The organism is Streptomyces sp. NBC_01341 (genome assembly GCF_035946055.1).
Lineage (GTDB): Bacteria > Actinomycetota > Actinomycetes > Streptomycetales > Streptomycetaceae > Streptomyces.
The window spans coordinates 6,363,298-6,381,502 of sequence record NZ_CP108364.1 but is presented as its reverse complement, the minus strand read 5'-3'; the positions used below and the strand labels follow the sequence as shown (position 1 = coordinate 6,381,502).

The window sequence follows — 18,205 nt, the reverse complement described above, 5'->3', positions numbered from 1 at the left end:
GATGACGATCCTGGTGGTGACCGGGACGGGCACCGAGATCGGCAAGACGATCGTGACGGCGGCGGTGGCCGCTGCCTGCGCGCAGAAGCGGGTGGCGGTCCTCAAGCCGGCCCAGACCGGCCTGGCGCCGGGTGAGCCGGGCGATGCGGCGGAGGTCGTACGGCTGGCGGGCGCCCATGTGACAGCCCTGGAACTGGCGCGCTTCCCGGAGCCCCTGGCCCCCGAGACGGCGGCACGCCGGGCCGGAATGGCGCCCGTACGCCCCTTCGAGATCGCGGAGGCGGCGCAGAAACTGGCGACGGAGCACGACCTGGTGCTCGTGGAGGGGGCGGGCGGGCTGCTCGTGCGCTACGACGAGCAGGGGGCCACGCTCGCGGACGCCGCCCGGCTGATGGCCGCGCCCGTCCTGGTCGTGGTGCAGGCCGGTCTGGGCACGCTGAACGCCACCGCCCTGACGACCGAGGCCCTGCGGACCAGGGGGCTGGTCTGCACCGGCGTGGTCGTCGGCAGCATGCCGGCCGACCCGGACCTCGCGTCCCGGTGCAATGTGGAGGACCTCCCGGTTTCGGCGGGGGCTCCGCTGCTCGGCGCGGTACCGGCCGGGGCGGGCGCTCTGGACCCGGCCGACTTCCGTGCACGCGCCGGGAGTTGGCTCGCCCCGCAGCTCGGAGGGAATCGCCGGGGCGACTGAGGGGGCTGAGCACGCCCGTACGGGGGAGAATCGGGGGAGAGCCGCATCTCCGCGTCCTCCGAGGAGGCCTGCCATGCGTCGGCGCAGCACGAATGTCCCCAAGGACGCCGTGCACCACCCGGTGTTCGCCCGTTTCTACGCGCGGATGAGCGTGACCGCCGACCTGAAGGCGGGCGTCGCTGCCCACCGCGAGGAACTTCTCGCCGGGCTGTCCGGCCGGGTCATCGAGATCGGCGCGGGCAACGGTCTCAACTTCGCGCACTACCCCGGGGCCGTCTCGGAGGTGGTGGCGATCGAGCCCGAGCGAAGTCTGCGGCGACTGGCGGCCCCCGCCGCGCTGAGGGCGGAGGTTCCGGTCGACGTGGTGCCGGGAACCGCTGAGGCCCTGCCGGTCAAGAGCGAGGCCTTCGACGCGGCAGTGGCCTCGCTGGTCCTGTGCACCGTGCGCGACCTCCCCCGGGCGCTGGCGGAGATGAAACGTGTGCTGCGGCCGGGCGGCGAGCTGCGGTTCTTCGAGCACACCCTGGCTTCCGGCCGGGCGCTGGCGACGACACAACGGGTCGTGGACCGGACGGTGTGGCCGTTTCTGTTCGGTGGCTGTCACACGGCACGGGACACCGTCGCGGCGATCGAGGAGGCGGGCTTCCGAATGGGGACGTACCGCAGGTTCCGCATCCCGGAGAAGGGCGTGCAGCTGCCGACCACGCCGTGCGTGATCGGGGTCGCCCGCAGGTCCGCCGTGGTCGACCGGATGGCGGAGGCGGGTTGAGAAGGAGGGTCAGAGGCTCCATCGGCGCAGTTCGTCGGCGATGGCCCGGACGTCCGCCTTGCCCTCCTTCACCAGTCGCGCGAGGTCGCGGACCTGTTCGGGTGAAGTGATGACCTTCGTCCCCGAAGCGACGAGATAGCCGTAGGCCACGGCGGAGGCGAACATCGCGTTGGAGTGCTCCAGCGCCGGCACATGAAGCAAAAGCTGCAGCATGGCGGCGGCCCGCGCGTGCGGGTCGCTGTAGACGGGGCTGCCGAAGATCTCCGCCTCGTGCCGGCTGACAGCCGCGACGAGCGCTCCCCAGTCGACGACCTGGGGATCACCGGGCGTCTTGTGCTCGGCGACCATCAGCAGCCAGGAAAGGTCGATCTGCAGGTTCAACGGGTGCCTTCGCGCTCCGGGCCGAACTCTTCGGCGAACACCGACTCGTACTGCTTCATGAAGTCGGCTGCTGCTTCGACGAACGTGTGTCCGACCTCGCCGGCATCCCGCTTGACGAGTTCCTCTATGTAGCGGTTCACACTCATCCCCCGCTGGAGGGCGCGCTGTCGCGCCGCCTCGGCGGTGGCCTCGTCCACGCGAACGTTCAGCTGAGTTTTGGGCACCTCATCACGCTAGCGCGTGACTGCTAGCACCAGCAAGAGGAACGACACGGGCACCTCCGCCCCGCCCGAGCCGCCGTACACCCGGCGAGCCGCCGCTTTTCCGGCGGCAGGCCGCGCGCGGCGGGGCTGCGAGCCGGGGCTGCAATGCGCGGCTTGCCTGTCGGCGTGCCGACAGGGCCGGACGTCACCGAGGGGGCGGACGACGAGGTGCCGGGACGGCCGGTCAGCGCCACCCCTGCGGCCCACCGGACCGGGCAGTGCGGCGAAGCTGGAGATCTTCGCCCACATCACCGCATTGGTGTCCGGCCATGTCGCCCACGAGAGCGCGCGAACCGCCGCCTCACAGGCCCCCGAACGCATCACGGCCGAAGCCCGCCACCTCGCCGCTGTCGTCACGGACGGCCGCCACCCCCAACTCGCCGAAGCCCTCGCCACACCGGACGCCCCCTCGCACCCGAAGCCACCTTCACCCGGTTCCTCAACCGCCCGATCGACGGCCTCGACACCGGCTGCCCCCCTTCGACCCACCGCGCCGTTCCTCCACGTCAGTAAGTTGAGGGAAGCGCCTCGGCCGCCGGTCCTGCGCCACCGGCTCTTTGCCGACCCTTTACTATGGACGTTCGACCGTCCGACCCACTCGAAAGGTGTGAGCGTCCGCCCATGGGCGAGCCCCCCAGTAGTCCATACCGCCGACATCGCGCGATCCTCCAGCCCCTGCCCGATCATGGGACGGAGGTGAACCGATGACCGAAGTGCTACTGCTCCTCATGGCCTTGTTGCTCTCCCTCGCCTGCGGTGTGTTCGTGGCGGCGGAGTTCTCTCTGACCACCGTGGAGCGCGGCCAGCTGGAACGGGCCGTCGAGCAAGGGGAGCGGGGTGCTGCTGGAGCCCTCAAGGCCGTACGCAGCCTCACCTACCAGCTCTCGGGCGCACAGCTCGGCATCACCGTCACCAATCTGGTGGTCGGGATGCTCTCCGAGCCGTCCATCGCCGCGCTGATCCGGGGGCCGGTGGAGGCCACCGGGCTGTCGCCGGGTGTGTCCTCCTCGCTGGCGCTCGTGATCGGCACGGCACTGTCCACCGTGGTCCTCATGGTCGTGGGCGAGCTCGTCCCGAAGAACTGGGCGATCTCGTCACCGCTGGCCGTCGCCAAGAAGGTCGCCGCACCGCAGCGCATGTTCACCGCGGTCTTCCGTCCCTTCATCAGCCACCTCAACAACACCGCCAACCGGATCGTGCGCCGCTTCGGTCTGGAGCCGGCCGAGGAGCTGGCCTCGGCACGCAGTCCGCAGGAACTGGTGGCCCTGGCCCGCCACTCCGCGAAGGAGGGCGCACTGGAGGCGGACACCGCCGAACTCTTCGTACGCACCCTCAACCTGTCCGAGCTGACCGCGGAGAACGTGATGACGCCCCGCGTGCAGGTCACCGCCCTCGAGGTCCAGGCGACCGCCGAGGACGTCGCGAACGCCACACGCGCGACCGGCCTCTCCCGCTTCCCGGTCTACCGGGGCAGCCTGGACACGGTCGTCGGCATCGCGCACATCAAGGACGTCCTGGCCATCCCCGCGGACCAGCGGCCTCGCAAGCGGGTGTCGGACATGCTGCGCGAACCGCTGCTCGTGCCCGAGACCCTCACCGTGGACCGCCTGCTGGACCGGCTCTCCGGAAAACCGGCCATGGCGGTCGTCATCGACGAGTACGGCGGCACGGCGGGAGTCGTGACGCTGGAGGACATCGTGGAGGAAGTCGTCGGCGAGGTACGGGACGAACACGACCCGCACGAGACGCCCGACCTGGCCTCGGCCGGCGAGGACGCCGACGGCCGCACGCTCTGGTCGGCCGACGGGGCTGCCCGCACGGATCAGCTCCGCACGATCGGGCTGCGGGTCCCCGACGGTCCGTACGAGACGCTGGCCGGGCTGATCGCCACAGAGGTCGGCCGCATTCCGGTGGTCGGCGACACCGTCGAACTCGCGGGCTGGCGCATCGACGTCGTGGACGCCTCCGGGCACCGTGCGGCTCGCGCCCTGCTCCACGCGCCGCTGTCCGGTGACGACGAACCGGCGGAGGACGAACGATGATCGCCGTTCAGCTCTTCATCGGCCTGCTCACCCTGGTCGTCAACGCATTCTTCGTCGGCGCGGAATTCGCCCTGATCTCCGTGCGCCGCAGCCAGATCGAGCCCGAGGCCGAGGCGGGGAACCGTCGCGCGCGCAGTGTCATCTGGGGCCTGGAGCACGTGTCGGCGCTCCTCGCGGCGGCTCAGCTGGGCATCACGCTCTGCACCCTGGTGCTGGGCATCGTCGCCGAGCCGGCCATCGCCCATCTCCTGGAGCCCGTCTTCGACGCGGTGGGAGTGCCCCACGGGCTGGTACACCCGATCTCCTTCGTCATCGCCCTGACCGTGGCGACGTACCTCCACATGCTGCTGGGCGAGATGGTGCCGAAGAACATCGCGCTGGCCGAACCGGCGAGGACCGCGCTGCTGCTCGGACCGCCCCTGGTGACCCTCGCCAGGGCGCTCAAGCCGGTGATCTTCGCGATCAACGCCTTCGCGAACGCCCTGCTCAAGATCCTCCGGGTGGAGACGAAGAACGAGGTCTCCGCGACCTTCTCCGACGACGAACTCGCGCGCCTCGTCAAGGACGCGGAGGACTCCGGACTCGTCGACGACCGTTCGGCGGACCGGCTGCGGCATGCCCTGGAACTGGGCCGTCGCCCTGTCCAGGACGTGATCATGCCGGTCGACCGTGTCCTGTACACGAGGGTCGGCACGACTCCGGAAGAACTGGAGCGGCTCTCGCACGAGTCCGGCTTCTCACGGTTCCCGGTCATGGACAGCGAACAGCGCATCATCGGCTACCTCCACGTGAAGGACGCCCTCGACGCAGCGCCGCGCGATGTCCCGTTCCCCGTGTCGGCCCTCAGGCCGATCGCCCGGGTACGCGCCGCGACCCCGCTGGACGACGTGCTGACCGCGCTGAGACGCAGCCGTACGCACCTGGCGGCCGTACTGGACGAGGACGGCCGTCTGTCCGGCATGGTGACGATGGAGGACGTGCTGCGCGAACTGGTAGGCAGGCCACAGGCCCGCTGACACCGGTGCGGTACGGCGGGCGGAGAGGGGCGCGGCACCGGGCCGCGCGCCTCTCCGCCCACGTCTCTCCCCGGGGGATACGCGGTACGATCGACGTCGCCATGGAATTGAATGCCTCCTACACCAGTCTCGTAGCGGTCGGCGACTCGTTCACCGAGGGCATGTCGGATCTGCTGCCCGACGGCTCCTACCGCGGCTGGGCCGATGTGCTCGCCTCGCGTCTCGCTTCGCGGTCGCCCGGCTTCCGGTACGCGAATCTCGCCGTGCGCGGAAAGCTCATCGGCCAGATCGTCGACGAGCAGGTCCCCGTCGCAGCGGAGCTCCGGCCCGATGTGATCACACTCGTCGGAGGGCTCAACGACACCCTGCGCCCGAAGTGCGACATGGGCATGGTGCGCGGCCGGCTGGAGGAGGCGGTGGAACGACTTGCGCCGGCGTGCAAGACCCTGGTCCTGATGCGCAGCCCCGGTCGGAGCGGTCCCGTGATGGAGCGGTTCCGTCCACGCATGGAGGAGCTGTTCTCGCTGGTCGGGGAACTGGCCGACCGCCACGGCGCGCTGGTGACGGACCTGTACGGCGCGCCGTCGCTCGGCGATCCGCGGATGTGGGACGTCGACCGGCTGCATCTCACCGCCGAGGGGCACCGCAGGGTCGCGGAAGCCGTCTGGCAGACGCTGGGCATGCCCGAGGAGAGCGACTGGCAGACGCCGATGGCCGCCACGTCGCCCGTGCGCTGGGTGCGGCGACGGGTCGACGACGCGCGGTTCGCCAGGCAGCACCTGATGCCCTGGATCGGGCGGCGCCTCACAGGACGCTCGTCGGGCGACGGACGAGCAGGCGCCCAGTACGACGCCGGGCTCGGGCAGGCCTTCTGGATCACCCCCGAGGATGCGTCGGCTCCCGGGCCCGTCACGGGCTGGCGCCGGCTGGACGGCTGACGCAGGGAACTGGGGGATCTGTTCCTCGGTCTCCCGGTCTACGGCCTGGGTCTGGTCTCCGCCCCATGCCTGTTGTGCCTGGCGCGCCTGGGGCGGGTCTCCATAGTTGGCCCGTGCCCCGGAGTGCCGACGTAGTCGGAGTGCCTGGCGTGCTTGTGCGGTCGAGGGCAAGGCACGACTCGGCTCCTGACGAGCGGACGACCCGGCGCCTGCGGCGTGCGAAGCCCTTCGTAGGAAACCACAGACCGGCCCTCGGCGCGGACCTGCAGAAACCGCCAGTAGAATCCGGACACGTGACTGCTGTGTCTGCGAAGCCTCGCATCCCCAATGTCCTGGCCGGCCGCTATGCCTCCACGGAGCTGGCCGTCCTCTGGTCCCCCGAGCAGAAGGTGAAGCTGGAACGTCAGCTGTGGCTGGCGGTGCTGCGCGCTCAGAAGGACCTCGGGATCGAGGTTCCCGATGCGGCGCTGGCTGACTACGAGCGTGTGCTCGACCAGGTCGACCTGGCCTCGATCGCCGAGCGCGAGAAGGTCACCCGGCACGACGTTAAGGCCCGAATCGAAGAGTTCAACGCTCTCGCCGGCCACGAGCAGGTCCACAAGGGCATGACCTCCCGGGACCTCACCGAGAACGTGGAACAGTTGCAGATCCGGCTCTCGCTGGAACTGATGCGGGACCGCACGGTGGCCGTCCTGGCCCGTCTCGGCAAGCTGGCCGGGGAATACCGCGAGCTGGTCATGGCTGGCCGATCCCACAATGTCGCCGCCCAGGCGACGACGCTCGGCAAGCGCTTCGCGACCGCGGCGGACGAGCTGCTGGTGGCGTACGGGCGACTCGAGGACCTGCTGGGCCGCTATCCGCTGCGCGGCATCAAGGGGCCGGTCGGCACGGCGCAGGACATGCTGGACCTGCTCGGCGGCGATACGGGCAAGCTGGCCGATCTTGAACAGCGCATCGCCGGACACCTCGGCTTCGGCCATGCATTCACCTCCGTCGGTCAGGTCTACCCTCGCTCCCTCGACTACGACGTGGTGACTGCCCTGGTGCAGCTGGCCGCCGCTCCGTCGTCGGTCGCGAAGACGATCCGGCTGATGGCGGGACACGAGCTGGTGACCGAAGGCTTCAAGCCGGGTCAGGTCGGCTCGTCGGCGATGCCGCACAAGATGAACACCCGCTCCTGCGAGCGTGTCAACGGCCTGATGGTCATCCTGCGCGGCTACGCGTCGATGACAGGCGAGCTGGCGGGCGATCAGTGGAACGAGGGCGACGTGTCCTGTTCCGTAGTCCGACGCGTCGCACTGCCCGACGCCTTCTTCGCGTTCGACGGTCTGCTCGAAACCTTCCTCACCGTGCTTGACGAGTTCGGCGCATTCCCCGCGGTCGTCGCGCGTGAGCTGGACCGTTACCTTCCCTTCCTCGCCACCACCAAGGTGCTCATGGGTGCGGTGCGAGCCGGGGTCGGCCGTGAGGTGGCCCACGAGGCCATCAAGGAGAACGCCGTCGCCTCGGCACTCGCCATGCGGGAACAGGGCGCGGAGCGCAACGAACTGCTGGACAAGCTGGCGGCCGACGAGCGCATCCCGCTCTCCCGTGAGCAGCTCGACGCGCTGATGGCCGACAAGCTCTCTTTCACCGGCGCGGCAGGCGATCAGGTCAGCGCCCTCGTGGCCCGGATCGAGGAGATCGCCAAGCAGCACCCCGAGGCCGCGGGCTACACCCCCGGTTCCATTCTCTGACGGCACCCCACCGAATGGCACCCGAAGAGCCTCCGGCCGCCCGCGGACGCGTCGTACCCGACGTGGTCGCGGGCGGCCTGCGCGTGCTGTTCTGCGGCATCAACCCCAGCATCATGACGGCTGCTACCGGTCACCACTTCGCCCATCCGGGCAATCGTTTCTGGCCGGTATTGCACCTGTCGGGCTTCACCCCTCGGCAGTTGAAACCCTCCGAACAACGGAAGCTGCTGGACTACGGCTTGGGTATCACCAATGTCGTGGCAAGACCCACCGCGCGGGCCGACGAACTGAGCACGGAGGAGTTCCGCGAGGGCGGAAAAGTCCTTGCGGCCAAGGTGGCAGAGCTTCGCCCGGCGTGGCTGGCCGTTGTGGGTGTCACTGCCTACAGGACAGCGTTCGGCGACCGTCGCGCACAGATCGGTCCGCAGGAACATACGCTCGGCGGCGCTCGCGTGTGGGCTCTGCCGAATCCCAGCGGCTTGAACGCTCACTGGACCGTGGAGACCATGGCGGACGAGTACGCACGCTTCCGGTCTGCGGTCCGTGAGCACGAATGTCAGGGCTCCAAGCACTAGAGACTGATGGCCAGGGCCCGCACTCCTCTCGGTCTGCACGGCGAGGGGCCTCCCGCTCCCGATACTGGTCTGCGCAGCCCATGGGCACCTGCCTCAGGCGCATCTGCGGCCGCCTGCCCCAGTCAGTCTTGGCGGGGCTCGGGTGACAGGCGTGAGCAGTGCTGCCCAGGCCCGGACTCCCGCCAATCGCGCGTCTGGCTCAGGTGGGACGGGGGGGGCTTACGTTGCCCGTCGCGCTACGGTTCCGTTGCCGCCAGGACGCCGAAACCGAGCCCGAGCCCGCAGCCAACGACTAAACACGGACGCCAAGGGCGAATTTCGCCTCACGGAGGGTGGATTAGCCTCCGACGCGCGCGCTCACCCGCCGCCTTGGCCTGCGGATCGCCTCGCTCCTCGGCACTCTGATCGTGCGATCCGGAGAGAGCAGGGCTTCGAGCATCGAATGACTGCCGCCGACAAGGGCGGTGACGGTGACCCGGGCACGCCCTGCGCCGTACCTGTGGGCCCGCAGTACGCAACAACTGCCTGGCCTACGTATTGATCAAGCTGCTGATCACTGTCAGGCCGTTGTTGTCGTATCGGCCGCCTATGCCGCTCAAGGTGGGTCGACAACCGTCACGATGACGCCCAGCTCGCAGCCCACTCCAGCCTCTTGCAGATACAACACCATCGCTATCCAACGCCCGTCGACCCGCCACAACTGCAGGTACTCGCAACCTGAGACAGGTTCAGCCCAGGGGTCGGCTATCGCCTCACCTGCCATCATGCGCTCCTGGGCACTCCACAGACTGACCAGTTGTGGTTCGCCCCAGCGAAGAGTGAGTAGCGTAAGCAGTGCGTCATGTTCCGCCAAGCACTGGGCCCGTCGCTGCGCCCGGCCTGAGGTGTCGTCCTCTCCGTAGAGGTCCTCTCTGAGAAGAAGCGCTGTGTGGTAGCCGGGTGCGCTGACTCCTGTGCCCGAGTGGAGGCGCTCCGAGGGAAAGTCCTGGGTGCGCATTCCGTCGATGAGGCCGAGGTGATGTTCGGTCGTCATATCGTCAGTAAACCTCTCCCCACTGACAGATGACCTGACGCCCGGAAGCATGCCGAGCATCGACTCCACCAACAGGACGCATGCAGTCGCGGATGCCTGCTCCGCGTTCGGCCGGATCAGTCCGGGACATGACGTCCGCCGTCTCGGAACGCTGCCCGTCCTCATGGGATACCCACGCCGGCCGCATCGGAGCCGCCGGCTCCGATGCGGAGCTTTAGCTGCGGTCGGCCGCCTACGGCAGCTGGTGGCCCGGGCCTTCGCCAACTGAGCTGCATGGCATGGGCCGTGGCGCCAGTTCGCCATCACGGGTGCAGACGCGTCAGCGAGAGCAGAGGACGCCCTCAAGGTCGCGTGTCTGTGATCAGCGGTGCGAGCGTGGTGATCCGGGATCACCACACGATCTTTCGTGACCGGCTACGGCGGACAGGGGGTCTGCGCGGCGCCGACGCACCCAGTCCGAGAGGTGCCCGGCGGGCCGGCCCACAGCCAGAGGCAACGCGAGCCATCCGCCCACTACTCTCGAGCCGCATCCCGTGTTCCGATCTCGCGCTTCGCGTCCCGCACACGTGGGCCATCCCGTCCGGTCCGTGGTCCACCCTGCCTCTAGGCATCGCGCCGACTCATGGACCACCACCCTGCAAGAAGTGCGAGACCGGCCCATCCTGCGGTGACGGCAAGTCCCGTCCAGGGGCCCATACCTTCCTCGTGGCGTGTATGCAGGATCAGCTGTCCCGCTTGGTCCGGGAGAAAGTGAGCGGCAGCTCCGGCTATGTCGCCGATAACGAAGGACACGATGAGGATGAAAGGAATCATAAGACTCAGCACGGCGACCGCGCTGCGGAGGAGCGCTGTCAGTCCTGCCGCGAAGAGGGTCATCAGCGCGAGATAGACGGCCCCTCCGAACGCCGCTCGCAGCGCACCCGGATGCCCGAGGCCGATCGCGTACTCGCCCATGAACAGCTGCCCCACAAGAAAGGTGGTGAAGCTGGTGATCAGGCCCACGCCGAGGGCAAGCCCTCCGACCACCGACATCTTGCAGCCGTAGAGAAGGCCACGTCGGGGAACCGCCGCGAGCGATATGCGCAAGGCACCGTTCACGAACTCCGACGACATGGCGGTCGCCCCGAAGCATATGGCGGCGATCTGGCCGAAGTTCAGCGCATAGAAGGCGGAGAAGACCGGATCGTGACCTGCGTCATTCACCTCGGCCTGCTCGACGGAGGCAAACATGAGCACGGTGACGAACAGCGTCGCGCCGAAGACCGATATCAATGAACCGGACACTGACCGTACGGAGCTGATCTTGATCCACTCGGAACGCAGAACCGCTGTCGCAGACATCGTCATGGCGCTCAGGCCTCCTTAGGGCTGACAGGCTGGTCGGGCAGGGTCGTGGATGCGGCAAACTGGGTCTCGCTCGCGGTGAGGTCGAGGTACGCCTCTTCCAAGGTGACCCGCATCTGTGTCAGTTCGACGAGGGGAATGCCCTCCCCAGCTGCTATCGCGCCGATCTCCTCCACGTGTGCTCCTTCGATCGTCCAATCCCCGCCTTCGTCCTCGACCGGCGTGTAGCCCCTGCGCACGAGAGCGTCCCGGAGACGAAAGGCTTCGGTGGTCCGGAGCCGGACGCCGGGGCGGTTTCGAGAACTGAGGAATTGCCCTATCGGCAGATCGGCCAGGAGCCGGCCCCTGCCCAGCACGATCAAATGGTCGGCGAACGATGAGGTCTCATTCATCAAGTGGCTGGAGACCAGGACTGTTCTACCTTCGCGCGCCAAGCGGCGCATCAGCTCGCGAATCCATACGATGCCCTCCGGATCCAGCCCGTTGGAGGGTTCGTCCAGCATCACCACCTCCGGCTCACCGAGCAGTGCCGCGGCAATGCCGAGCCGTTGCCGCATGCCGAGCGAGAAAGTCTTGATCCGCCGCCCCCCGACCTCTGTGAGGCCGGCCTCATCGAGCGCCTCCTCGACCCTGCTGTCGGCTATGCCGTTACTTGCGGCGAGAACACGCAGGTGCTTACGCGCAGTCCGTGAACCGTGTGCCGCCTGGACGTCGAGCAAGGCTCCAACCCGGCGTAGCGGGTTGTCCAGGGCGGAGTACTGTCGTCCGCCGATGGTGGCCGAGCCGGCCGAAGGGCGGGCCAACCCGAGTGCAAGTCGCATGGTGGTGGACTTCCCGGCGCCGTTGGGACCGAGAAAGCCTGTGACACGCCCTGGCCGCACGCTGAAGGTGAGGTGGTCAACAGCGCGGACAGGCCCGTAATCTTTGGTGAGTTCGTGGACTTCGATGCTGGTCATGGCTCAAGGCTGGCTTGCCGCCCACCCTCGCCGCCTCCCCCGCCGGAGGGAGCGATATCCCTCGCTCGGGGGAGCCGCCCTCCAGCGCGACGCTGACACGATTGCGGCATGCACTATTTCCTGGGACCGCTGGCCCGACCCGTCACGTACAGCCGCTGGCTGCATCTGCTCATTCCTTCCGCTGTGGTCAGTGTGTGGCTGTTCATTTCCATGGACACACCGTGGATGCCTTGCCTCTTCGCGGTACCGGTCGGCCTGCTGCCCGGGTTCCGCCTCGCGGAGGGCTTGCAGGCGCAGTTACTGCTCACACCGGCAGAGCGCGGCAGGCCCGGGGCCTCGATCTCAGCCACTCCCGCAGCCACGTGGGCCGAGCGGTGGCGGACCGTCGCCTGGCTAGAGGTCAGGCTGCTGCTCGCAGCAGCAGCGGGCTTTGCCACCGTCTGGTTGCCGGCGACGACGTTCGACCTGATCGGCGCAGCGTTCGGCGCCCGGCCGACCACGGACTGGCTGACCGAAGTGCTCCCGGGACGCTGGCTGTGCGCGCTACTCGCGCCTGTGCCGCTCCTGTTGCTGCTCGGGGTGGTCGTCCTCTGTGGCGAAGTGGCCACAGCAGCGGCCCGCGGGCTACTCGGCCCCTCCCCGACCGAGCGGATGACCGCCCTGGAGGAGCGCACCCAGCTGTTGCTGGAGCGCAATCGGATAGCCAGGGAACTCCACGACTCCATCGGACACGCGCTGACGATTGCGGTGGTGCAGGCGGGGGCTGCCCGGACCGCGGACAGCCCGGAATTCACCGCCCGCGCCCTCGCCGCCATCGAGGAGACGGGACGCACTGCGCTGGAGGATCTGGAACGGGTTCTGCGCGTTCTGCGGGAGCCGGACCTCCCCGTCGGGGGACGTCCGACGCTCGTCGACGCCGGCAGGCTGCTGGATTCGGCCCGCGACTCCGGCGTGATCATAGACGTGGACATGGTGGGATCACTGGATCTGCTACCCGGCCCGGTGTCGCGCGAGGGGTACCGGATCCTGCAGGAGTCGCTCACGAACGTGCTGCGTCACGCAGGCACTGTTCCCGTTCGAGTGAGGATCGCCGTGGTGGGGACACGCCTTGATCTCGAAGTGACCAATCCACTTGTGGGGTCATCGCGCGGCCGAGGCGGCGGTAGTGGTCTGCGGGGCATGAGGGAACGGGCCGCGCTGCTCGGCGGCAGAGCGAGAACCGGACCGCACAAGGGGGAATGGATCGTGCACGCGAGCCTCCCGTTGGACCACATACGCTGACCTGATGCCGGTTACCGTACTTCTCGTCGACGACGAACCCTTGGTGCGTGCGGGGTTGCGCGCGGTCCTGGAGGCCCAGCCCGATATCGAGGTGGTGGGAGAAGCAGCGGACGGCGCGGCAGTGATTCCGCTGGTGAGCCGGCTTCGGCCCGACGTCGTCGCAATGGACGTACGCATGCCCTTGATGGACGGCATCGAGGCGACCCGTCTGGTGCTGCGGACCGTTCCCGACCCGCCGAAGATCCTCGTGGTGACGACGTTCGAGAACGACGAGTACGTGTACGAGGCACTGCGGGCCGGCGCTGACGGGTTCCTCCTCAAGCGCGCCCGGCCCTCCGAAATCGCGCATGCCGTACGCCTGGTGGCGGAGGGCGAGTCGCTGCTGTTTCCCGCAGCGGTCCGGCAGCTCGCCGCGGAGTACGGAAGCAGCAAGGCACGGGAACGCATGCACAGAGCGGCGCTCACCGACCGTGAGGCGGCGGTGCTCCGGCACATGGCGCGAGGGCAGTCCAACGCGGAGATCGCTGCCGAGCTCGTCGTCGGAGTGGAGACAGTGAAGACACATGTCAGTGCGATTCTTGCGAAGTTGGGAGCCAGGGACCGGACCCAGGCGGTCATTGCGGCATATGAGTCCGGCTTCGTGGCTCCGAGCTGACCGGGGTCAGCCCCCGCCCAGTGCACCCGATGTGTTGGCCGGTGCCTTCCCTCAGCTGAGTGGTCGCCCCGGTCCGAGGCAGCGAGTACCATCCGGCAGACACCCACGACCTGGGAGGACACACGGTGGGCAGGCTGACCGGTGGGGATCCGTCTCTGCTTCGGCGGATCAATTCCGCAGTGGTGCTGCATGCACTGCGCGGCGCGGATTCGCCCACACTTACGGATCTGACACGGATCACCGGCCTGTCCCGGCCCACCGTCGAGGGCGTCGTCGAAGGCCTCTTCGGTGAGGGCCTGGTGGTCGAGGCGCTGCCCGACGACAGCGGAGCCCGCCGCCAGGGGCGGCCTGCCAGGCGGTTCAGGTTTCGTGCCGAAGCGGGGTATCTACTGGGCGTCGAGATCGGCCCTCATCGAGTGTCCGCCCTTCTCTCGGGACTGGACGGCAGAGTGGTCGGCGCCGGTTCACGCGACGTCTCGGAAACAGCCTGTGCGGATGACAGGCTCGAGCAGGTCCGAGCCATGATCGTAGATCTGTTGCGGCGCACCGGGGTGGCGAGAAACAGTTTGCGCGCAGTGGGAGTCGGGAGCCCTGGCATCGTGGAGACGGACGGCACCGTACGACTGGGGACGGCGCTGCCCGACTGGACGGGGCTCGCGCTCGGCGAGAGGCTGCGGCGTTCGTTCCGTTGCCCGGTCCTGGTGGAGAACGACGCCAACGCCGCAGCGGTGGCCGAGCACTGGAAGGGTGCGGCGACCGAGTCCGACGACATCGTCTTCGTCCTGGCGGGCTTGAGCCCGGGCGCCGGTTCGCTGATCGGGGGGCGATTGCACCGCGGGTTCGGCGGAGCAGCCGGCGAGATCGGCGCACTTCATCTGCTGGGCAGGGACGTCACACCGGAACACCTGCTCTCCACGACGGACACTCCGCTCGACCCACTGGACGAGCAAGCGGTCGCAGCGGTCTTCGCCAAGGCCAAGGACGGGGACTCGGGCGCCCAGGCAGCAGTCGCACGGTTCAATCAACGGCTGGTCCACGACGTCGCCGCTCTCGTACTTGCGCTCGATCCCGAGCTTGTGGTGATCGGCGGGTGGGCCGCCGGTCTCGACGGGGTACTGGACCCTCTTCGTGACGAGCTCGCCCGCTACTGTCTGCGGCCCCCACGAGTCACTCTCTCGCTCCTCGGTGAGGCCGCCGTCGCCACCGGTGCACTGCGGTTGGCACTGGACCACGTGGAGGAGCAGCTCTTCGCCGTCGAGGGAACGATGACGGCCCGCCGCTGACAGCGGCGGGCCTCTCCGAAAGAGCGGGGATGGCGGGCTCGCACCCCGGCATCAGCACACATCCATCGGCCAGGGTCTGACATACCCGAAAACGGCCGACGCACCGACGACGACGTCAGGAGGCCTTGCGTTCCTGCTCGGCGTGACTGATTTCAAGAGCTCCCGAATCCCCGAAGGTCAGCCTGCAGGTATCAGCCCGGTAGGTGGCGACGGAAACAGCCGCCGTGGCCTTTTCGGCAAGGTAGCGCGTCGTGACGACGAGCACAGGGGCTCCTGGCAGCCGGTCGAGCTCCCTGGCGTCGTCCGCACGGGCTGATCCCAGCTCGACCGAGCGGTCCTGGCCGTCGAGGTCGAGACGGTGCAATTCCCTCAGGACACTGCGGGCCCGTGTCGGCCCGGACGCCGCCTCGATAGCGGAGAGTTCGGGTACGGAGGACGCCGGGACGTAGAGGAGCTCAGCGGCGACGGCCTGGCCATGGGTGATTCGGATGCGGCGCACCACGTGCACCGTCTCACCGGCTTCGACGTCGAGTGCGGCCGCGACCACCGCGGGTGCGACGGCCATGGTGCACTCGACAGGCTGCCATGCCTCGTCCCCGTCGCCGGACCATCCGTGCTGCGCGGTCGCGACAGCGACCCCGACGCGCGGCGGTGCGACGGTCGTGCCGACGCCGCGGCGGCGCTGCAGCCGTCCTTCGAGTTCGAGCTGCTCCAGTGCCTGGCGGAGCGTGGCGCGTGCGACACCGAAGCGCGCTGCGAGATCCCGCTCGTTGGGCAGTACCTCTCCCACCGCGAAGTCCGAGTCGAGTGCCTCACTGAGCACGGTCTTGAGGTGCCAGTACTTCGGCTCCTGTACCGATTCCAGCTGCGTGGTCCCCACCCTGTCCTCCGCAATCGCTCGACAGCTTTCCGCGACGTTATTTATTAAAGGTTCCTGCCTTAACGTTCAGACCTTAGGGCGGCTCATCACCTTGGTCAAGACCAATCCTCGCTCGGTGACGGAGAGAAACGGTCTCATGCCGCAGAGCGTTCATGGGACGTTCGCGCGGCTGTGAGCCCAGGCAACACTCGACCTCATGGCAGACCGGATCCGTCGGGGTTCGCGAAGCATGAACGGTGCGACCGCCGGAGGGCTTCGCGAGACCGGCCAGACGCTGGAGGCAGCACATTCCCGCGCGGGAATGTGCTGCCTCGCCCTCGCCCCCGGCCGCCGGATCCGAGGGGCGTCAGTAGGGACCACCACAAGCGGGCAGCCCCGACCCATGGAGGACCGGGGACCCGCGAAGGCCGGCGTCCGAACGCTCGTGCAACGCCCCGTGCAATTGCGAAGGTGAAGGGGTGAAACGGCCATGAACCGCCGAGCCGCACACGGGCCCGTGTCAACAACGCTCGCGATCAAAACACCTAGGCCCAGAGGTCCCGGAACCCAAAAATCGACCCCCGAGCCCCCGAGCCCCGGCCGGCTTCTGAATCTGGCAGACTCGCCCCCGCCTCTGCGATAGGGGGACGCCCCGGCCAGGCAGGGTTCGTGCACTACGTGACGTGCAGCCCCGTCAGCTTGTCGGGGTTGCGGATCACATAGACACACTGGATGACACCGTCCGTGACCTCGGTCTGGAAGACGGTGTCCACCTGCCCGTCCACGCCGAAGACCAGGGCGGGGCCACCGTTGAGTTCCAGGATTCGGGCCTCCATCCGAGAAGGCCAGTCGTGCGCCACCGCGAAGAGGAAGCGCCCGACCTTGTCCGCGGTCTCGATGATCCGCCGGGGTGCCTTGGCCTTGCCGCCACTGTCACTGACAAGCCGCACGTCGGGCGCCAACAGGGCCAGCAACTGGTCGAGTCCACCGCCCGAGGCAGCGGCGAGGAAGCACTCCGTCAGTTCGCGCCGCTCGGCCGGGTCCACGTCATAGCGCGGCCGGCCTTCCTCGACATGCCGCTTCGCGCGACCGGCGAGCTGACGCACCGCCGCCTCGGATCGGTCGAGGGTGGTGCCGATCTCCGCGTACGGGAAGCCGAATGCCTCGCGTAGGACGAAGACCGCGCGCTCCAAAGGGGAGAGCGTCTCCAGGACGATGAGGACGGCGAGGGAGACGGAGTCCGCGAGGACCGCCTGCTCGGCGGAGTCGGGAACTGCCTGGCCGAATCCGGTGACCACGGGTTCGGGCAGCCAGGGCCCCACGTACGCCTCACGCCGGGACTGCAGGTGGCGCAGCCGGTCGATGGCGAGACGGGTGGTGATCCGTACGAGATAGGCCCGCGGTTCCCGCACGTCTTCCCGGCCGGCCGAGGACCAGCGCAGCCATGCCTCCTGCACCACGTCCTCGGCGTCGGCGACGCGGCCGAGCATGCGGTACGCGACCCCGGTCAGGACGGGCCGGTGCTCCTCGAAGACATCAGTCACGGTGTCGGCAGTCACTTCCCCATCCCAGCCGACGCACCGGAGGGTGTCCAGCGGGAATCGGGCGGACCCCGTGAACTGCGAGCTACCGGCGGTAATTATTGTTGACGTGGAGTCTCATTCACTCCGCCCCCACGCGGCCGGATGATCCCGAGGGGCGGTAGGGCCGGCACACGGTCGGTATGGCGTACGAACGAACAGGTGAGGGTGAGCCGTTGGTCCTGCTGCACGGCATCGGCCATCACCGGCAGGCCTGGGATCCAGTCCTGCGCATCCTGGCGTCCGAGCGGGACGTGATAGCCGTCGGCCTCCCCGGGTTCGGCGACTCGCCGTCGCTGCCGGCCGGGCTCTCCTACGGCGTGCGGACGGTGGTACCGGTGCTCGCGTCGTTCTTCGACGCACTCGGCCTCGTGCGCCCGCACGTCGCGGGCAACTCTCTGGGTGGTCTGCTGGCCCTGGAGCTGGGCCGGGAGAAGAGCGTCCGCTCGGTCTACACCTTCTCCCCTGCCGGCTTCTGAGGCCGGGCGGTTCGCCGACTTCACCGACGACGTGCCAGGCATCCCCGTCACCGTCGCCGCGGGCAGCAAGGACCTCCTGCTCCCACGTCAGCAGGGCATCAGGGCGAAGAGCGTCGTCCCCGGTGCCCGGCTCGTCCGCCTGCCGCACTGCGGCCACGTCCCGATGAGCGACGACCCTGCCGCCGTCGCGCGGGTCGTCCTCGACACGAGCCGCTGATCCCTCCGCACCGCTCCGGCCCGAGGACGCCCGACCCCGGTGCCCTATCCCGGCTCCCGGCTCCCGGCTCCCGGCTCCCGGCTCCCGGCTCCCGGCTCCCGGAGAAA

At 68.7% G+C, this 18,205-nt stretch carries 17 protein-coding genes and 1 pseudogene; 11 read left to right on the top strand and 7 right to left on the bottom strand.

Annotation, left to right across the window (positions count from 1 at the left end; genetic code table 11):
• Position 1 precedes the first annotated feature (1 nt).
• Together bioD and OG206_RS28125 are read left to right on the top strand one after the other, a co-directional pair.
• The gene (bioD, locus tag OG206_RS28130) at positions 2-691 is read left to right on the top strand and encodes a dethiobiotin synthase (RefSeq protein ID WP_327120942.1); all 690 of its coding nucleotides are present in this window, start codon (positions 2-4) and stop codon (positions 689-691) included.
• Between the two features lie 73 nt (positions 692-764).
• Complete coding sequence (locus OG206_RS28125) at positions 765-1,460, top strand: class I SAM-dependent methyltransferase (protein ID WP_327120940.1); 696 nt, start codon at positions 765-767, stop codon at positions 1,458-1,460.
• A 9-nt stretch (positions 1,461-1,469) separates the two neighbouring features.
• On the opposite strand, the gene OG206_RS28120 is transcribed toward OG206_RS28125, so the two are convergent.
• Positions 1,470-1,841 carry a fic family toxin-antitoxin system, toxin component gene (locus tag OG206_RS28120; protein ID WP_327120938.1) on the bottom strand — a complete coding sequence of 124 codons (372 nt, stop codon included), beginning with the start codon at positions 1,839-1,841 and terminating at the stop codon, positions 1,470-1,472.
• A complete protein-coding gene (locus tag OG206_RS28115) occupies positions 1,838-2,065 on the bottom strand; it encodes a hypothetical protein (RefSeq protein WP_030125221.1) in 228 nt (75 codons plus the stop codon). Before OG206_RS28115 ends, OG206_RS28120 begins: the two co-directional genes overlap by 4 nt.
• 743 nt (positions 2,066-2,808) lie before the next feature.
• Here OG206_RS28115 and OG206_RS28105 point away from each other — a divergent pair.
• The 5 genes from OG206_RS28105 (at position 2,809) to mug (ending at position 8,411) form a co-directional block, all read left to right on the top strand.
• The gene (locus OG206_RS28105; RefSeq protein ID WP_327120931.1) at positions 2,809-4,146 is read left to right on the top strand and encodes a hemolysin family protein; all 1,338 of its coding nucleotides are present in this window, start codon (positions 2,809-2,811) and stop codon (positions 4,144-4,146) included.
• Positions 4,143-5,162 (top strand): hemolysin family protein, encoded by a 1,020-nt coding sequence (locus OG206_RS28100; protein ID WP_327120929.1) that lies wholly within the window; start codon positions 4,143-4,145, stop codon positions 5,160-5,162. Before OG206_RS28105 ends, OG206_RS28100 begins: the two co-directional genes overlap by 4 nt.
• A 101-nt stretch (positions 5,163-5,263) precedes the next feature.
• Entirely contained in the window at positions 5,264-6,100 is an 837-nt protein-coding gene (locus OG206_RS28095; protein WP_327120927.1) for an SGNH/GDSL hydrolase family protein, read from the top strand.
• A gap of 293 nt (positions 6,101-6,393) precedes the next feature.
• The gene (purB, locus tag OG206_RS28090; RefSeq protein WP_327120925.1) at positions 6,394-7,836 is read left to right on the top strand and encodes an adenylosuccinate lyase; all 1,443 of its coding nucleotides are present in this window, start codon (positions 6,394-6,396) and stop codon (positions 7,834-7,836) included.
• A gap of 14 nt (positions 7,837-7,850) precedes the next feature.
• Complete coding sequence (gene mug, locus OG206_RS28085; protein ID WP_327120923.1) at positions 7,851-8,411, top strand: G/U mismatch-specific DNA glycosylase; 561 nt, start codon at positions 7,851-7,853, stop codon at positions 8,409-8,411.
• 595 nt (positions 8,412-9,006) lie between these two features.
• On the opposite strand, the gene OG206_RS28080 is transcribed toward mug, so the two are convergent.
• From OG206_RS28080 to OG206_RS28070, 3 genes are all read right to left on the bottom strand, one after another.
• Positions 9,007-9,444: a hypothetical protein gene (locus OG206_RS28080; RefSeq protein WP_327120921.1), complete on the bottom strand. Its 438-nt coding sequence runs from the start codon at positions 9,442-9,444 to the stop codon at positions 9,007-9,009.
• A gap of 603 nt (positions 9,445-10,047) precedes the next feature.
• Positions 10,048-10,791, bottom strand: coding sequence for an ABC transporter permease (locus tag OG206_RS28075; RefSeq protein WP_327120919.1), 744 nt, complete (start codon positions 10,789-10,791; stop codon positions 10,048-10,050).
• 5 nt (positions 10,792-10,796) lie between these two features.
• The gene (locus OG206_RS28070; RefSeq protein ID WP_327120917.1) at positions 10,797-11,744 is read right to left on the bottom strand and encodes an ATP-binding cassette domain-containing protein; all 948 of its coding nucleotides are present in this window, start codon (positions 11,742-11,744) and stop codon (positions 10,797-10,799) included.
• A 108-nt stretch (positions 11,745-11,852) separates the two neighbouring features.
• Here OG206_RS28070 and OG206_RS28065 point away from each other — a divergent pair, with 108 nt between their 5' ends.
• The 3 genes from OG206_RS28065 (at position 11,853) to OG206_RS28055 (ending at position 14,963) form a co-directional block, all read left to right on the top strand.
• Complete coding sequence (locus OG206_RS28065) at positions 11,853-13,025, top strand: sensor histidine kinase (protein WP_327120915.1); 1,173 nt, start codon at positions 11,853-11,855, stop codon at positions 13,023-13,025.
• Positions 13,026-13,029: 4 nt separating this feature from the next.
• Complete coding sequence (locus OG206_RS28060; protein WP_327120913.1) at positions 13,030-13,680, top strand: response regulator transcription factor; 651 nt, start codon at positions 13,030-13,032, stop codon at positions 13,678-13,680.
• A 125-nt stretch (positions 13,681-13,805) separates the two neighbouring features.
• On the top strand, positions 13,806-14,963 hold the full coding sequence (locus tag OG206_RS28055; protein WP_327120911.1) for an ROK family protein: 1,158 nt from the start codon (positions 13,806-13,808) through the stop codon (positions 14,961-14,963).
• A 115-nt stretch (positions 14,964-15,078) separates the two neighbouring features.
• Here OG206_RS28055 and OG206_RS28050 read toward each other — a convergent pair whose 3' ends face one another.
• Both OG206_RS28050 and sigJ read right to left on the bottom strand, forming a co-directional pair.
• Positions 15,079-15,843 carry a GntR family transcriptional regulator gene (locus tag OG206_RS28050; protein ID WP_327120908.1) on the bottom strand — a complete coding sequence of 255 codons (765 nt, stop codon included), beginning with the start codon at positions 15,841-15,843 and terminating at the stop codon, positions 15,079-15,081.
• A 653-nt stretch (positions 15,844-16,496) separates the two neighbouring features.
• Positions 16,497-17,381: an RNA polymerase sigma factor SigJ gene (gene sigJ, locus OG206_RS28045; protein ID WP_327120906.1), complete on the bottom strand. Its 885-nt coding sequence runs from the start codon at positions 17,379-17,381 to the stop codon at positions 16,497-16,499.
• Between the two features lie 197 nt (positions 17,382-17,578).
• On the opposite strand from sigJ, the pseudogene OG206_RS28040 reads away from it, so the two are divergent.
• Positions 17,579-18,098: pseudogene (locus tag OG206_RS28040) on the top strand (alpha/beta fold hydrolase).
• Positions 18,099-18,205 lie beyond the last annotated feature (107 nt).

Coding starts and splice junctions, on each gene's coding strand:
- bioD (WP_327120942.1), top strand. CDS start 2: ATGACGATCCTGGTGGTGACCGGGACGGGCACCGAGATCGGCAAGACG.
- OG206_RS28125 (WP_327120940.1), top strand. CDS start 765: ATGCGTCGGCGCAGCACGAATGTCCCCAAGGACGCCGTGCACCACCCG.
- OG206_RS28105 (WP_327120931.1), top strand. CDS start 2,809: ATGACCGAAGTGCTACTGCTCCTCATGGCCTTGTTGCTCTCCCTCGCC.
- OG206_RS28100 (WP_327120929.1), top strand. CDS start 4,143: ATGATCGCCGTTCAGCTCTTCATCGGCCTGCTCACCCTGGTCGTCAAC.
- OG206_RS28095 (WP_327120927.1), top strand. CDS start 5,264: ATGGAATTGAATGCCTCCTACACCAGTCTCGTAGCGGTCGGCGACTCG.
- mug (WP_327120923.1), top strand. CDS start 7,851: ATGGCACCCGAAGAGCCTCCGGCCGCCCGCGGACGCGTCGTACCCGAC.
- OG206_RS28080 (WP_327120921.1), bottom strand. CDS start 9,444: ATGACGACCGAACATCACCTCGGCCTCATCGACGGAATGCGCACCCAG.
- OG206_RS28075 (WP_327120919.1), bottom strand. CDS start 10,791: ATGACGATGTCTGCGACAGCGGTTCTGCGTTCCGAGTGGATCAAGATC.
- OG206_RS28070 (WP_327120917.1), bottom strand. CDS start 11,744: ATGACCAGCATCGAAGTCCACGAACTCACCAAAGATTACGGGCCTGTC.
- OG206_RS28065 (WP_327120915.1), top strand. CDS start 11,853: ATGCACTATTTCCTGGGACCGCTGGCCCGACCCGTCACGTACAGCCGC.
- OG206_RS28060 (WP_327120913.1), top strand. CDS start 13,030: ATGCCGGTTACCGTACTTCTCGTCGACGACGAACCCTTGGTGCGTGCG.